At 66.1% G+C, this 14,620-nt stretch carries 12 protein-coding genes; 3 read left to right on the forward strand and 9 right to left on the reverse strand.

The genetic code is table 11. The features are described 5' to 3' along the window. Positions 1 to 13 precede the first annotated feature (13 nt). Positions 14 to 2,752 carry an ATP-dependent helicase gene (locus EGD98_RS07065; RefSeq protein ID WP_220587637.1) on the reverse strand — a complete coding sequence of 913 codons (2,739 nt, stop codon included), beginning with the start codon at positions 2,750 to 2,752 and terminating at the stop codon, positions 14 to 16. Positions 2,753 to 2,864: 112 nt separating this feature from the next. Between EGD98_RS07065 and EGD98_RS07070 the strand changes: the two genes are divergently transcribed. Both EGD98_RS07070 and EGD98_RS07075 read left to right on the forward strand, forming a co-directional pair. Continuing rightward, a complete protein-coding gene (locus EGD98_RS07070; RefSeq protein ID WP_220587638.1) occupies positions 2,865 to 3,701 on the forward strand; it encodes a helix-turn-helix domain-containing protein in 837 nt (278 codons plus the stop codon). Between the two features lie 188 nt (positions 3,702 to 3,889). Continuing rightward, complete coding sequence (locus tag EGD98_RS07075; protein WP_220587639.1) at positions 3,890 to 4,651, forward strand: MBL fold metallo-hydrolase; 762 nt, start codon at positions 3,890 to 3,892, stop codon at positions 4,649 to 4,651. Between the two features lie 3 nt (positions 4,652 to 4,654). On the opposite strand, the gene EGD98_RS07080 is transcribed toward EGD98_RS07075, so the two are convergent. The 6 genes from EGD98_RS07080 to rqcH all read right to left on the reverse strand — a co-directional run bounded on the left by EGD98_RS07080 (position 4,655) and on the right by rqcH (position 11,690). Then, entirely contained in the window at positions 4,655 to 5,812 is a 1,158-nt protein-coding gene (locus EGD98_RS07080; protein WP_220587640.1) for a sensor histidine kinase, read from the reverse strand. A 106-nt stretch (positions 5,813 to 5,918) separates the two neighbouring features. Continuing rightward, the gene (locus tag EGD98_RS07085) at positions 5,919 to 6,986 is read right to left on the reverse strand and encodes an mRNA surveillance protein pelota (protein WP_220587641.1); all 1,068 of its coding nucleotides are present in this window, start codon (positions 6,984 to 6,986) and stop codon (positions 5,919 to 5,921) included. A gap of 38 nt (positions 6,987 to 7,024) precedes the next feature. Then, entirely contained in the window at positions 7,025 to 7,750 is a 726-nt protein-coding gene (locus EGD98_RS07090; RefSeq protein WP_220587642.1) for a DUF4013 domain-containing protein, read from the reverse strand. Positions 7,751 to 7,879: 129 nt separating this feature from the next. Beyond that, positions 7,880 to 8,620 (reverse strand): DUF4013 domain-containing protein, encoded by a 741-nt coding sequence (locus EGD98_RS07095; protein ID WP_220587643.1) that lies wholly within the window; start codon positions 8,618 to 8,620, stop codon positions 7,880 to 7,882. Positions 8,621 to 8,742: 122 nt separating this feature from the next. Next, complete coding sequence (locus tag EGD98_RS07100; protein WP_220587644.1) at positions 8,743 to 9,444, reverse strand: DUF4013 domain-containing protein; 702 nt, start codon at positions 9,442 to 9,444, stop codon at positions 8,743 to 8,745. 104 nt (positions 9,445 to 9,548) lie between these two features. Further along, positions 9,549 to 11,690, reverse strand: a complete 2,142-nt coding sequence (gene rqcH / locus EGD98_RS07105) for a ribosome rescue protein RqcH (protein ID WP_220587645.1) — start codon at positions 11,688 to 11,690, stop codon at positions 9,549 to 9,551. 91 nt (positions 11,691 to 11,781) lie between these two features. On the opposite strand from rqcH, the gene EGD98_RS07110 reads away from it, so the two are divergent. Continuing rightward, positions 11,782 to 12,159 (forward strand): truncated hemoglobin, encoded by a 378-nt coding sequence (locus EGD98_RS07110; RefSeq protein WP_220587646.1) that lies wholly within the window; start codon positions 11,782 to 11,784, stop codon positions 12,157 to 12,159. 44 nt (positions 12,160 to 12,203) lie between these two features. Here EGD98_RS07110 and EGD98_RS07115 read toward each other — a convergent pair whose 3' ends face one another. Beyond that, on the reverse strand, positions 12,204 to 13,532 hold the full coding sequence (locus EGD98_RS07115; protein WP_220587647.1) for a glycerate kinase type-2 family protein: 1,329 nt from the start codon (positions 13,530 to 13,532) through the stop codon (positions 12,204 to 12,206). A gap of 25 nt (positions 13,533 to 13,557) precedes the next feature. Continuing rightward, positions 13,558 to 14,592: an NAD(P)/FAD-dependent oxidoreductase gene (locus tag EGD98_RS07120; RefSeq protein WP_220587648.1), complete on the reverse strand. Its 1,035-nt coding sequence runs from the start codon at positions 14,590 to 14,592 to the stop codon at positions 13,558 to 13,560. Positions 14,593 to 14,620 lie beyond the last annotated feature (28 nt).

Genomic DNA, 14,620 nt, shown 5'->3' on the forward strand with positions numbered 1-14,620 from the left:
GCACAGACCGAACTCAGTCGTCCACTGCGACGGCGTCGTCGTCCTCGATCTCGTCCATCACCCGGCGGTGAAACTCCGCGAGCACGGCGGACTCGTCCTCGGCCAGCACCACGTCGCTGGCCAACAGGGTCGCCAGCCCGAACGCGCGCGGCGACGGCGAATCCACGCGAATCGTCCTCACCGCGACCGTTCCTCGCTCGATATCGGTCAGCACGTCCTCGATAGCGGCGACGTTGAGCTTGTCCTGGAGAATCTCGCGGTAGGTCTCCTCGACGACGGCGAAGTCGCCGAGGTCTTCGGCGAAGCCAAGTAGCATCTCCGCGGAGACCTGCTGTTCGCTCGCGGATTTCTCGTACCCCTTGTACCGCTTGAGAATCATCAGCGAGCGCGTGGCGTTGATACGGAAGTACCGCTGGAGCAGGTCCGTGCCGGAAAGGGCCGCCCGCAGGTCCGCCCGGACGTCGACGGGGTCGATGTCCCGTATGATGCGCTTGATGTCGACCTTCCGGTTGAGCGGCATCGAGAGGGTGAAACCGTTGTCGGCGACGGCGACCTGGACGTTGGCGTTGGCGGCCTGGGCGATTCGGTAGGCAAGCAGGCGCGAGAAGCCGTCGTTGAACCGCCGGCCGTAGTTGGAGTGGACGTGGTAGTGGCGTTCGTACTCGTCGTGGTCCATCGCCTCCTCGACGACGAGCCGTTCGTCCGTCGCGACGCTCTCGGCGCCGGCGTAGGCGACCTGTTCGCGGAACATCCGCGCGATAGCACGGACCGAGTTCTCGTCCAGCGGGAAGGTTCTGAGCCAGTTGCGGACCTCCGAGAGGCCGCCCGCTTCGAGCTTTGTGAGCAGGTCACGCTGGAACTGTAGTATCTCCCGGCCCAGGTCATACGAGAGCGGGAGCCGCTCGGAGAACCACGAGGGGACGTTCGGCCGGGCCGCCGTCGGGTCGACGTACACCTTCGAGCCGCGCCGGTACCGGTACTCGTAGTTCGACCCGCCCAGGACGAAGACGTCGCCCTTTTCGAGTTTGTCGAGATAGGACTCGTCCAGTTGCCCGACCCACTCGTCCCCGCTGCGGGTGATGACGTCGCAGGTAAAGGAGTCAGGGATGGTCCCGATGTTGGTCATGTAGATGACCCGCGCCAGCCGCCCGCGCTTGCCGACGAGGGGTTCGCCCACGTCGTACTCGTCATAATGGTACTCGCCGTCGGGCGGGTCGTTGGTGTCGCGCCATATCTTCGCGTAGACGTTCCTGTCCTCCATCCCGGGGTAGTCGGCGGTGAGATACCGACAGAGCTGTTCCCACTGTTCGTCCGTGTAGTTGCGGTAGGGATACGCGCGTTCGAGGATACCCCTGACCTCGGCTTCGGGCCGGACCTGATTGATAGCCATCCCGTAGACGTGCTGGGTTGCGACGTCCTGGGCGTTCTCCGGGATGAACACCCGGTCAACGAAGCCGTCGGTGGCCTTCCCCAGCATCACCGCACACTCTATCAGTTCGTCGCGGTCCAGTGCGACGACACGCCCCTCGACGGTCTCACCGAGCTGGTGGCCGGCACGGCCGACGCGCTGGAGCAGTGCGGCGACGGATTTGGGCGAGCCGACCTGCACGACCAGGTCGATGTAGGGCATATCGATGCCGAGTTCGAGGCTCGTCGAGGTCGTCACCACGTCCAGCTCGCCCGCTTTCAACGCGCCCTCTATCTCGTGGCGTTTGTCCTTCGAGAGCGAGCCGTGGTGACAGCCCGAGTTATCCTGGTCGTAGTCGTCGTACCGCTCCCGGAGGTTCTGGAGGACCCGTTCGGCACCCGAGCGGGTGTTCGTGAACACGAGCGTGTTCGTGTGGTCCTGGACCTGGTCGTGGAGCTGGCGGTAGAACCGGTCGGTGACGACGCTGCTGGGCGTGTCGATGAGGTCGTCGGTCGGACAGGAGAGTTCGACGTCCAGGTCCCGGACGAAGCGGGTGTCGACGATCTCGTAGGGCCTGGGGTCCCCACCGGGCTCCTCGCGACCCACGAGGAACTCCGCGACCGTCTCCAGCGGTTCGACCGTCGCCGAACAGCCGATTCGCGTAGGCGACCCCTCGGCCATCTGTTCGAGTCGCTCCAGGGACACCGAGAGGTGGGTACCGCGTTTGTTCTCCGCCAGGCTGTGAATCTCGTCGACGACGACGTACTCCACCGTCTCGAGTTTCTTCTGAAACTTCGGCGAGTTCAGCAGTATCGCCAGCGTCTCCGGGGTCGTGTTGAGGATGTGCGGCGTCGTCTCCAGCATCGCCTGCCGGTCGGCGCTGCTCGTGTCGCCGTGGCGGATGGCGTGGCGAATCTCGACGGACTCGCCCCGTTCGTCCAGCTTGCCCGTGATGCCTTCGAGCGGGACCGTCAGGTTCCGGTGGATGTCGTTGGCCAGTGACTTCAGCGGCGAGACGTACAGACAGTAGACACTGTTGTCGAGGCTTTCCTCGCGAGCCTTCGTAAACAGCTCGTTGATAATGGCGGTGAAGGAAGCGAGCGTCTTCCCGGAGCCGGTCGGGGCACAGACCAGTGCGTTCGTCCCCTCGTGGATGAGCGGAATCGCCTCCGTCTGGGGCGGCGTAAAGAAGCCGCCGTTGTCGGGGACGAACTCGCCGAACTGCTCGACCCACCACTCCGCGACCACCGGCGCGAGCCGTTCGAGCACGTCGGCGTCGCCGATATCGACCGACGCCGCGTCGAAGGCGGGGTCGGTGGCGGCGAGGCGCTCGCGCGGGTCCATCGTCTGGATAGAGGTTGGCCCGGACAGACAAGTGGGTTCCGCACGTGGTGGCGGTCGAACTCCGACTGCCGTCTCCACGAAATTCATTACGCTGGCCGTTCCTGACTGCGATATGTCTCTCCTGCCCTCCCGCGGCCCCGACACGAGCGACTCACAGGACGGTGAGTTACAGGTCGTCGGTGTCGACGAGGACATCGACGCCGTCCTCGACGCACTCTCCTCGGAGACTGCTCGCGACATCCTCAACGCCGTCTACGACGAGCCCGGGACGCCCTCCGAACTGGCCGACCGCCTCGATATGTCCATCCAGAAGGTCTCCTACCACCTGGAGAAGCTAGAGAGCGAGGAGCTCATCGCGGTCGCCGGCACCCAGTACTCAGAGAAGGGCCAGGAGATGACGGTGTACGAGCCGCCGGAGGACCCACTCGTCGTCTTCGTCGGGACGCCGGACCGCAAGCGCACGCTGCGGTCGCTGGTCGAGCGACTGGTCCCTGCTATCGGCCTGCTCACGGCGGCGAGCGTCATGGTGCAGGCCGTCTTCGGGACGATTCCGGGGCTTTTCGGTTCGCCCGAGAGTCCCACTGGGTCCGGCACCGAACCCGAGGTCAGTGGTGGCACCGGCGGCGCCAACGAGACGACGAACACCACTGAGTCGACCCCGGACCCAGACTCGGACGGGCCCCAATCGGGAGCGGAATCGACCGAAGCCCCGGAGCCGACTGACGGCGGTGGTGGCGTGGAAATCATGGAGACCAACGAGCAGCCGACCGAGACGCCGACACCGGACGCTGAGCCGTCCACACCGGTCGAGATGGCCCAGGAGGCAACAGATACTGCGACGGCCGTCGCGAGCGGCGGCGGGTTCGACCTCGAACCGGGCGTCGCGTTCTTCCTCGGCGGCCTGCTGGTCATCGCCGTCGTCGGCGTGACGTGGGCCTACACCTCGTGAGCCCGCCTTTCGGTCGCTAAAAGCGTTTTTTGACTCTACGGTTGGCTTTTGATACGCCCGACCGTAGCCATAGACAGGCCGTCGACCGACACGACTGCCCACGTGTCCTGCCAGCCCCGCGACGGCCATCCACTCTACCGCCCCGCTGGCGCACCAACCAATTTGGCCCTCCCCCCCGTAGCCGAGCTATGCGACTCACCTTCCTGGGGACAGGGGCCGCGTTGCCCACCGGTAGCCGAGCGCAGTCCGGGACACTGCTCGAAACCGACGCGGGCGCCCTGCTGGTCGACTGTGGTAGCGGCGTACTCGACGCGCTCGCACGAACCGACACGGGATACGAGGGCGTCGACACCGTCCTGTTGACCCACCACCATCTCGACCACGTTTCGGACCTCGACGTACTCATGAAAGCGCGCTGGCTGGCCGGCGAGACCGACCTGACAATCGCCGGGCCGCCCGGCACGACCGCGCTCGTCGAGGAGCTGCTGTCGGTCCACGAGTACATGCAAGAGCGCCTCGACCTTCGGCTGGTCGACATCGACGACCCGACGATAACGCTTGCCAGCTTCGACGCCGAGTGGCTGGAGACCCGCCACTCGATGCAGTGTTTCGCCTATCGGCTCACGCCATCGGCCGGCGGGCCCACCGTCGCGCTCAGCGGCGACTCCGAGGCGTTTCCGGAACTCGTCGAGTTCGCCGACGGCGCCGCCGTCTTCGCCCACGACTGCTCCTTTCCCGACGACGTCGACGTCTCGAACCACCCCACGCCGACGAGCCTCGGGCGCGCCCTATCGGCGGCCGACGCCGACCTCGGCCGCGTCTACCTGACCCATCTGTACCCCCACACCGAGGGGCGCCACGAGGAGATGCTAGCCTCGCTGGGTGAAGAGTACGACGGCGACGTTCGCTTCGCCGAGGACGGCCTCTCGATGACGGTCGAGAGCGTCTGAGGCTCACGCACGCTGGAGCGTCACGCGGAACTCCGCCCCGCCCATCTCGCTCTCGCCCACCGTCACCCCGCCGCCATAGGACTCCGTGAGCGCGCGGACGAAGCCCAGCCCGAACCCAGTTCCGGAGCTGTCGGGCCCCTTCGCACCCATCTCGAATATCTCCGCGCGGATGGATTCGGGGACGCCCTTGCCGTCGTCCGCGAACACGACGAGGATGGCGTCGTTACCCGTCTCGACGACCGAGATGTCCATCTTGACCGGCTCGTCGTTGTGGACGGCGGCATTCGAGAGGAGGTTCGTGAACACGGAGTCGAGCAGTTCGCCGCTGTAGACGCGGTAGTCGGCGGTCTCGGGGTCGAAATCGATCGTCAGCTCCGAGAAATTCGCGTCGACCTCGGTGACCGTCGCCTCGAGAATCGACCTGAGGTCCCGGGGTTCGGGCTCGTCTTGCTCTTCGAGCGTGCTCACGAGGTTGCCGACCCGTTCGATGAGGTCGGCGGAGCTCTCGGCGGCCCGCTGTATCTTGCCGACGTAGTCGGCGGTCTGGCCCTCGACCTCGCCCGCCACTGCGTCTGCGAAGCCGGCGATAATCTGGAGGTCGTTCCCCAGGTCGTGCCGTAGCAGGCGGTCGTACATCTCTATCATCTCCTTGCGCGTCTCGAGGTCCTGGCGCGCTCGCTCGAGGCGTTCGCGCGAGCGAATGTTACTGATAGCCGTGGCCGCGTGGGAGGCCAGAATCTCCAGTGGACGGCTGTACTCCTCGCCGAACGTATCCACGGAGGTCGAGCGAGTCACCAGAATCGCGGTCACCTCGCCGCCGACCTGTGCCGGGACTGCGAGCGTCGCGGTCACGTCTGAGTTCCCGTCCAGACCGGCATCGGCCCCCGTGGTGACGACGGTCTCGCCTGTTTCGAAGGCCTCTCTGGCGACGGGGCCGGGTTTGCCGCCCTGTGTCAGCCGCGGATTCGTGCTGTGGACCACTTCGAGCTCTCCCTCGCGGACCTCGATGAACGTGGAGTAGGAGAACTGGAACAGCAGCGACATCGCTTCCAGCGTCAGCGAGACGACCTCTTCGACGGACTCACACCGGTTGAGTGCTTGCCCGTACTTGTTGAGGTCCGCGACCTGCCTCGCGAAATCCTGCTGTTCTTCGAATGACATGGTATCGTGGCCCCCCAATTGTCTGCTATTACTCGGTAACAGTATAAAAAATGGTCCGGACGATTACCAGAATCGATACTTCGAACCGCCGTCCTCGGACGGACGCTCACTCGAGCCGGTACCTGAGCAACGCGGCGATACCGCCGAGGTTCGCGAGCTGCTCGCCGGGGGCGAACTCGGCCGAGAAGACCGTCACCGACCCGCCTTTCTGCTCGGTCGTCTCGATGATGCGGTCCGCGTCGACGTCCCAATCGCCCTCCCCGGCCCGCTCCTTCCGGAGCCGCTCGTCGAGGACGAGCAGGGTCTCGATGGCGCCGAAGTCGGCGGCTTTGGCGACCTCCTCGGGACCGTATGCCACCTCGCTTCCCTCGCCGATGCGGGCCATCAGCTCGTCGATGTGGTCGGCCTCCTCGGCGATGCGAGTCTGTTGCTGGACGTCCTCGACGGCGCCGCGTTTCAGCACCTCGTGGACGCCGCGGTCCCCGACAGCCGCGGTATCGACGACGGTTATCTGTTCGGCGATGTCCGGGATCGCGTCGCTGAAATAATCCAGTGCGTCTTGCTTGGTAAAGCCCGGTCCGGCGAGGATGTAGGCGTCGACGTCCTGGCGTTTCAGGACGTCCGAGAGTTCCGCGAACAGTTCGTTGCGCGGCCGGGCGTAGTCGCCCTTGCCCGTCGTCGAGGTGATGGTCGCGCGCTCCTCGGTCCCGTACTGGGCGACGGTGTGGACGTGGGCTTCACCCTCCTCGACCGTCGCGATGGCCACGTCAGGGTTCTCGGTGGATTCGACGGCTTCTTCGAGCCGGTCGTCCTGGTCTGGTTTCCAGCGTTTCTCGATTGTCAGTTCGGTGTGTTCCTCGACGTTGAGGGTGTGGTGAAAGCCCAACTGGTCCTCCCGGGAGCAGTCGGTTATCTCGCCGCCGACGCGCAGCCGGTTGGCGAACTTCGCGAACTCCACGTCGGTCACCTCGATTTCCAGCCACATCGGCTCTCGCTCGCCGCCCTTGTCACGGAGGTTGTCGTCGTTGCGTTGGATGCGACGGGTGGTGTCGCCGGAGACGTGGTCGCCGGGCTCGACGATGTAGGAGAGATGCCAGAGGTCGTCGAGCGTCTCGGGGACCAGTTCGACGCGCTCGCGACCCTCGCCGGTGGCCTGCCGGCTCTGTATCTGCATACCCGAACTCCGCCGCCGGGCCTCAAGTGCCCTGCTATTCAGACCGCGGGCTGGGCCTCCGGCGACTCAACGTCGCGGGACTCCGAGACCAGCGGGGTGTCCGCCACACCGGCGCCGATGGCGTAGGCGCTGGCGACGTTCCCGTAGAAACCGATGACCGGCACGAGGAGGATACCGACGATAGTGAAGAGGGCAGCGTATCCGGCGGCCTGGGCCACGAACGAGACGCCGAGTGCGACGAGCACGCCGATAGCGTAGCTCCTGTCGGTCCCGACCGCTCGCAACGTCGACGGGGAGAACGCGGCACTGAATTTCCCCGTATACGCGTAGGCCGCCAGGCCGGCCGGGAGCAGGTACAGAACGGTGAAAATAACGACGACTTCGACCAGCGCCGCGACCAGGACCAGGACCGCGCCGACACCCTGGAACATCTCACTGGTGCTGGCGGTCGGACCAGCGGCCAGAGCAATCGGAATCGCGACGGCGACTGCCAGCGCCAGATAGAGAAGCGCCGTGACGATTATATAGCCGATAATGATTCCAAACGCGGCGAGACCGTCGACGAACAGCCCGCCCCAGTCGTCGAACACCGGCGGCGTCTCGGTCTCACCCTGGCTCACTTGCCTGGTGACTCGGACCTGATAGCCGAAAGCGAGCACGCCGGGAATAATTAGCACGGCGAAGAGACTACACAGGCCACCGATGAGGAGCGTCTTCACTTTCTCTTCGCCCGTCCACGGATACTTGAGCGCGTCTTCGAACATTCGTATCACCTACCGCTTTCCCCGGTAGCCCACTCGGACCGTAGCGCCACGAGCGAGAGTTGCTAATTGCTCATCGTGGCGAACACCCCATAAAATTTGAGTCTCCGACCGGTGAATCAATGGCGGCCGTCAGGCCGCGGGCTCACTCATCGTCTCCTCGCTGTCACCCTCGAGCGGAATCGCCGCGATACCCCGCCCGATAGCGTAGGTGCAGGCCACCTGGCCGTAGAAACTGATGAACGGAACGAGCAGGATACCCACGATAGTGACGAGGGCCACGTTGGTCGCGAGCCCAGCGAGCATGTTGATAGCGAACGCGAACAGCCACGCTATCGCGTAGTCTCGATTCGTGACGATACTCCGGACCGTGGACGGTGAGAACGCCGCCCCGAGCGTGTCAGTCCGCACGTACGCCGCGACCGCGCCGGGCAGTAGATAGCCGGCGACGAGAAAGAGGACGCCGGCGAGCAGCTGGACGGCGAACAGCCCGAAAAAGCCAAGCAGACCCCCGGCGGCCGCGGCCCCGTCGCCCCCGACACCGGCACCCGCGACGAATACGAAAAACGAGGCGACCCAGCCCACGGCGACGAGCAGGAACGGTACCCCGAAGTAGACGGCGCCGATGACGAACGCGGACAGTCCATCGTTGAGCAGCTCGCCCCAGTCGTCGAACGCCGGTGCCGTCTCCGTCTCACCGGCGCTCACCGCTCTGAGTACCCTGACGTTGTAGCCGTAGACGAACAGTATCGGGACGAGCAGGAAGCCAAACATACCCAGTAACCCGCCGATAGCGACCCGCTCTACGTTTCGGTCACCCGTCCACGGGTAGCGAATCGCGTCCTCGAAATCCGGTGTCGTGTCCTGAGCCATCGGTGTGTATCTCGCCCCCGGTGTTGGAGACAGCTACCTATCTCCGCGAAGACGACTTACTATCCAGATGTCGATAGTATATAATTTACGAGATGTGTGTGGGCAAACGGCTGGACTGCCTGTCAGGCCGCGGGCTGGCTGGCGGGCGCCTCACTGCCGTCTTCGACGGCGGGCATCTCCCGCACCGCCGAGCCGATGGCGTGAGCGCCCGCGACGTTCGCGTAGAACGTGATGAAGGGTGCCAGCAACGCACCGACGAAGACGGCACCGAGCACGCCCGAGACGATACCGGCCAGCAGGCTGATACCGACGGCGACGACCCAGCCGGTGGCGTAGGTCTTGCTGAAGGCGTACACGCGGAGCTCGCCCGGCGAGAACGCCGCCCCGAGGCTATCGGTTCGCACCCAGGCGACGATGGCCGCGGGGAGGACGTAGGCGAGCACCAGCGAGACGACGGTCAACAGAGCGAGCGCACCGAGCGCGATGAGCGCGACCGCGAGGCCAGCGCCCTGGCCAGGCCCGGTGACGCCGAGGGTGGCACCACTCGTGACGACGGCGACGACAGCGATGACCGCAGGGACCAGCGAGTACGCCAGTCCGATGGCGAAGGCTTTCAGCCCGTCCACGAACAGGTCACCCCACTCGTCGAAGGCTGGCGGTTCCTCGTTGCCGTTCACGACCGTTCGCAACGTGCGGACGACGTATCCGAGCACGAAGAACGTCGGGACGACGAGGAAGCTCAGGAAGAGCAACAGGCCGCCGATAGCTACGTTTTTCACCGCGCTGTCGCTGTTCCGTGGGTAGTTTAGGGCTTCTTGAAACATGATGGCTCCCGATACCCGGCGGCGAGTCGCCCTGTCCGCACGGCTCGTCGTCTTGTACCTACGTACACTACGCCCGGCAACTATATAACGCTGCGTGAGCCGTGCTATTCGTCGACCATCCGGCTCCCGCCCGGCGGCAGGAACTCCTGAATCAGGTCCGGGCTGGCGACCTTCCGGACGAAGCTCTCGTCGGCGAATCGCGACTTGAACTCCCGGTAGAGCCGCTTTGCGATGTCGTTCTGGGCGTACTGGCCTGGCTCGATGACGATGCTCGTGGCGACGTCGCCCTCGATGGCCGCCGGTGGACCGCCGACGACCTGTGTGCGGTCCTCACACTGGATGCCGACGGCGACGCCCACCGGCGTGTCCTCGAAGTACGTCCGGTCGCCACGCACCGCGAAGCCGCCCTTCTCCAGATACTCCCCGCTCTCGGGCGTCTTCGAGACCTGGTCGGGGTCGACCATGTAGACGTCACCGGCGAACTTCCCGTCCTTCCAGACCGAGCTGTAGGAGACGGCAAACTGGGCGGCCTCCTCCAGCGAGGACTGCGGGAAGTCGACCTCTTTTGCGGATTCGCTCGGGCCGGTGGCCTTGAGTACGGTGACCGGACCGCCGTGGGCCTGCGCGTGGAAGAACTTGTCACCGCGTTCGAGATACTTCTGGACGAGCTGTTCGTTGTCGTCGGCGTCACGGCCGCCGATGACCAGATAGCCGTCGGAGGTCCGGAACCAGCGGAACTGCTCGTACCACTGCTCGTTCTTCCGGACGGGGATGGAGGCCTGGGAGAGCCAGTCGGTCGGTTCGTCGTCGCCCTCGTCGGCCTGGTCACCACCGCCGGCCTCGCCGTCGTCGGCCTCCCACTGGTCGCGCCGTTTTTTGACCGCTTCGAGGTCCTCGCGGGTGTCCTCGATGGCCGCCAGCGCACCCTCCTTCTTGCCCTCGATGCGCTTTGCCTCCTTGTACAGTTCGTCGGCGTTCTTCTCGACGCCGGTGTCCGCGTCGACCGTGACTCGGGTCCCGTCGATGTCCAACGTCACCGTCCCCTCGCTGCCGTCGACGCCGACGACGGCTTCTGCGGCCGGGATACCGCGGTCGGCACCCTCCGCAAACTTCGCCTCGATGTCGTCCCATGGAACGTCCTCGGTGCGGGCGTTCTGGACCGTCGAGAGCACGTCGTCGACGAGGTCGTAGCGGGCATAGAGGAGTTCGGCCTTCTCCCGTTCGGCCTGTGCGTCGGCCTCGAAGTCCTCGATGGCCTCCTGTTGCTGGCGGATGATGTGTTCGTACTTCGAGATCTCGCTCTCGAAGTCGGGCTTTGTCGTCTCGCCGCCCTCGACCTCCTCCTCGCGCTGGAAGTTGTAGAAGTAGTCGTCCAGCGCGGCGTTGAACGTCTCGAAGGGCTCGCTGTAGCGGTGGTCGTACTCCTCTAAGGCCACCGGAGTGGCGTCGACGCGGCGCCGTTCTGGCTCACCGTCCTCGTCGGTCGCGTCCAGGTCCTCGTAGTAGACCCGCGGGTCCAGCGGCCCGTCACGGAGCACGGCCGCAAACTCCGAGACAACCTCGTACAGCCGTTCCAGCTGGTCGTCGGTGAGGTCCTCGACCGCTTCGTGGTAGTCGATACCGGCCCGCGTACACAGCTCCTCGCCGTAGAGGCCGCCGAAGTTGAGCTGTGTCGCCAGGGTCCGCACGAGGTCGGCGTCGGACTCACGAATCCGCGCGACGAACCCGTCGTAGTCGACCGTGAGGGGATTGAACCGGGCAGAGGGGAATTCGTACTGCGAGCCCGGGGCGACGGTCCGGGACTTCAGCCGTACCGTCTCCAGACTGTCGATGACGTCGCCGTGACCGTCCAACACAGCGAGGTTGCCGTCGCCGAACAGCTCCGCGACGACCGTCGTCGAGCCGTCCTCACGAGAGAACTCCAGTTCGAGGATGCGGTCGAACTCGAACTGTTCGACACGAACGAGGTCGGCCCCCGACAGTCGGTTTCGGAGCATCATCGCGAAGTCGGGCGGTCGCCCGGGCGCGTCGGGGACGTGGTCGGCGTCGGCGACGTACGCGCCCTTCACGTCGCCGAGCTCGATGATGAACTCGACGCGGCCCCGGTCGAAGTCCCGCATCTTGAGCCGCACGAGGTCGTCCTCGGCGTAGAGATAGGCTTTGTCGAGCTTCGCGCCGGTGAACTCGCCCAGCTCCGTCTCCAGGGCGGCGAGGTCGACGCTCGTCAGCTCCCGCTTGTGGTCCATATCGGTGGCTGTCGGCGCCCGCCCTAATGCCTATCGGGACAGCACAGGTCCGCTTCAGAATCGTTTAGTCTGCGTGCGCTATAGTCGGCTCATGGCACAGGAGACGCTGTACGAGCGGCTCGGGGGCCACGACGGCATCCGCGCCGTCGTCGACGACTTCTACGACAGACTGCTTGCCGACGACGACATCGGCCCGTTCTTCGAGGGGTCGGACCTGGCAAAGCTCCGGCAGACACAGACCGACTTCCTCTGTGAGGCCGCCGGCGGGCCGGAGACCTACGACGCGGAGCCGATTCGCGAAGCACACATAGACGTCCCGTTCACCCCGGAACACATCCAGCGGGCCGTCGAGCTCCTGTACCGGAGCCTCGGCGAGTTCGACGTGGCCGACGAGGACGCCGACGCCGTCGTCGGAGCGGTCGCGGCCTACGAGCAGGACTTGCTCGCCGAGCCAGACCAGGACGACTGAGCCCGTCGCGGCCGTCGCTGTGTTTCGAGCCACGACACCCCATCTCAGTCGAGCGACTCGACGACGAGCACCCGGAGGTCGTTGACGTTCGTCCCCGTCGGCCCGGTTTCGATGAGCGCACCGCGCTCCCCGAGATAGGTGTTCGCGTCGTTGTCATCGAGCGCTTGTCGGGCAGCCCCGGGGTCGGTCACGAGGCAACCGTCGACGAGCGCCCCCGCGGCGTCGGTGTTGCCGTCGATACCGTCCGTGTCGACCGCCCCCAAGACCGCCTCGGACGGGAGTTCCAACGCGGCGGCGAGGGCGAACTCCTGGTTGGGGCCGCCACGGCCCTCACCGTCGACAGTGACGGTCGTCTCGCCGCCCGAGAGGACGACCGCCGGTGGCGTGACCGGGTTCCCCGTTGCGACCATCTCCTCGGCGACGGCGACGTGGGCCAGCGCGGCGTCCCTGGCCTCGCCCCGTATCCGCGAGGAGAGCACGAGCGTCTCGTACCCCCGCTCGCTGGCCGCCTCGCGGGCGGCCGCCAGTGCGGTCGTATTGGTGCCCACGAGATGCGTGGTGACTCCTTCGAACGCCGGGTCGTCGGGACCGGGCGTCTCGTCGATGGAGCCTGCGGCGCCTGCTTCCAGTCGTTCCCGAACGGGCTCCGGGACGGTGACGTCGTACGAGTCGAGCACGTCGAGGGCGTCCACGTAGGTCGTGGGGTCGGCCACGAGCGGCCCGCTGGCGACGACGTCGAGGTCGTCCCCGACGACGTCGCTGAGGACGAGCGCGGAGACGCGAGCCGGGGCGAGAGCGCGGGCGAGCTGGCCGCCCTTGTTCTCCGAGAGGTGTTTTCTGACGGCGTTGACCTCGTGGATGGATGCCCCACTCGCAAGCAGCGCGTTCGTCGTGGCCTGCAGGTCGGCGAGGCTGATGGCACTCGCCGGGGCAACCATGCACGCGCTGCCGCCGCCGGTGACGACGGCCAGGACGAGTGTCTCCGGGCCGACCGACGCCGCCCGGTCAAGCAGCGCTTCGGTGGACTCGACGCCCCGCTGACTCGGGACCGGATGGGCCGCCGGGCGGACGTCGACCACGGTCGTCGGCTGTGGGTTGTCGGTGACAACGATACCGCCGTCCAGCGCCTCGCCCAGGATGTCTTCGAGTACCGCAGCGACGTGGGCGGCCGCGTTCCCGCCACCGACGACCACCACCGACTCGTACGTCGAGAGGTCGTGGCTTTCGGCCCCGATTTCGAGGGTCGTGCCGCCGAACTGGAGCGCCGCTCTGACGACCCGCTCGGGATGGGCGGCTTCGATGCCGGCCTCGACGCAGGCCAGCGCGGTCGCGTGCGCTGCCGTCTCGGGGAGTGACTCTCGATTGTGAATCATCTGTGTGATACGCGACAGCGTCGTCTCAGAGTTCCTCGGCGAGCGTCTCACCGACCTCCAGTCCGTTGCGGACTGCAGCGTGGAGGCGCGGCGCCTCGGCCACCCAGTCGCCGGCGAAGTAGAGGTCGTGGTCGGCCGCGGGAGCGAGTGTCCCGCGGTCCACGGTGTCTTCTGGCTGGGCGTAGCGCCAGTGCTGGTGGTCGGTCCAGTCGGGGTCGGTCAGCCTGTCGTCGTCCAGCAAGTGGGCGGTCCGCTGAGCTATCTCCGCGAGTAGTCGGTCGGGATGCGCGTCGTAGTTCGCGACCGACCAGCCCTCGTTCATCTGGACCAGCAGGAGCGACTCGCCGTCGGGGACGTGGCCCGCCTTGCACTCCTCGCGGGCCAGCCAGCCGATGTCGTGGGCCTTGTCGCTGTTGACGGCGGCGTACCACGGCACGTCGAGTTCGAACGGGTAGTGGAGCATCCCGGAGATGACGGTCCGGTACGGGACCGAGGCGACGGTCTGGCGGAGGTCGCGGCAGTCGTCGTGGTCCCAGTCCGCCTCGCCCAGCAGGTCGGCGGTCTGTGGCGCCGGCGGCGTAAGCAGGAGGGCGTCGTAGTGCCCGTGGTCGATTCCGTCGGCGTCGTGGACGCGCCACCCGTTGGCCTGGCGGTCGAGGGTCTCGACTCTGACGCCGTTGTGGACGGTCGCTTCGGTTTCGGCGAACAGCCGCTTTGCCAGCTGTGTGATGCCGGATTCGTAGGTCCACTTGTGGTCGTCGCTGTCACGGCCTTCGCCGACCTCGCCGTCGCGTTCGAAGGCGTATATCGGCGCTTCGACGTCGACGAGACCGTCGGTCGGGAGGGTCTCGGTCACCAGCTCGGTGACGCGTTCGTCGTCGGCCTTGAGGTAGTTCGCGCCGTACTCGTAGGTACAGTCGTCGTTCCGGCGGGTTGCGGCGCGGCCACAGACGCCGCCGCTCTTCTCGAAGACAGTGACCTCGACCGCAGCGTCCCGCAGTGCGTACGCTGCTGCCGCACCCGCCCCGCCCGCACCGACGACGGCAAGCTTGGATGTCATATCTCGACAGTGGGACGGCGCGAGTAAA

It is taken from the genome of Haloarcula salinisoli, assembly GCF_019599405.1.
Taxonomy (GTDB): Archaea; Halobacteriota; Halobacteria; order Halobacteriales; family Haloarculaceae; genus Haloarcula; species Haloarcula salinisoli.

Bases quoted from the DNA above. Each gene is read 5' to 3' on its own strand.
- EGD98_RS07110 (WP_220587646.1), top strand. From the start codon at position 11,782: ATGGCACAGGAGACGCTGTACGAGCGGCTCGGGGGCCACGACGGCATC.
- EGD98_RS07085 (WP_220587641.1), bottom strand. From the start codon at position 6,986: ATGCAGATACAGAGCCGGCAGGCCACCGGCGAGGGTCGCGAGCGCGTC.
- rqcH (WP_220587645.1), bottom strand. From the start codon at position 11,690: ATGGACCACAAGCGGGAGCTGACGAGCGTCGACCTCGCCGCCCTGGAG.
- EGD98_RS07095 (WP_220587643.1), bottom strand. From the start codon at position 8,620: ATGGCTCAGGACACGACACCGGATTTCGAGGACGCGATTCGCTACCCG.
- EGD98_RS07115 (WP_220587647.1), bottom strand. From the start codon at position 13,532: ATGATTCACAATCGAGAGTCACTCCCCGAGACGGCAGCGCACGCGACC.
- EGD98_RS07075 (WP_220587639.1), top strand. From the start codon at position 3,890: ATGCGACTCACCTTCCTGGGGACAGGGGCCGCGTTGCCCACCGGTAGC.
- EGD98_RS07100 (WP_220587644.1), bottom strand. From the start codon at position 9,444: ATGTTTCAAGAAGCCCTAAACTACCCACGGAACAGCGACAGCGCGGTG.
- EGD98_RS07070 (WP_220587638.1), top strand. From the start codon at position 2,865: ATGTCTCTCCTGCCCTCCCGCGGCCCCGACACGAGCGACTCACAGGAC.
- EGD98_RS07090 (WP_220587642.1), bottom strand. From the start codon at position 7,750: ATGTTCGAAGACGCGCTCAAGTATCCGTGGACGGGCGAAGAGAAAGTG.
- EGD98_RS07065 (WP_220587637.1), bottom strand. From the start codon at position 2,752: ATGGACCCGCGCGAGCGCCTCGCCGCCACCGACCCCGCCTTCGACGCG.
- EGD98_RS07120 (WP_220587648.1), bottom strand. From the start codon at position 14,592: ATGACATCCAAGCTTGCCGTCGTCGGTGCGGGCGGGGCGGGTGCGGCA.
- EGD98_RS07080 (WP_220587640.1), bottom strand. From the start codon at position 5,812: ATGTCATTCGAAGAACAGCAGGATTTCGCGAGGCAGGTCGCGGACCTC.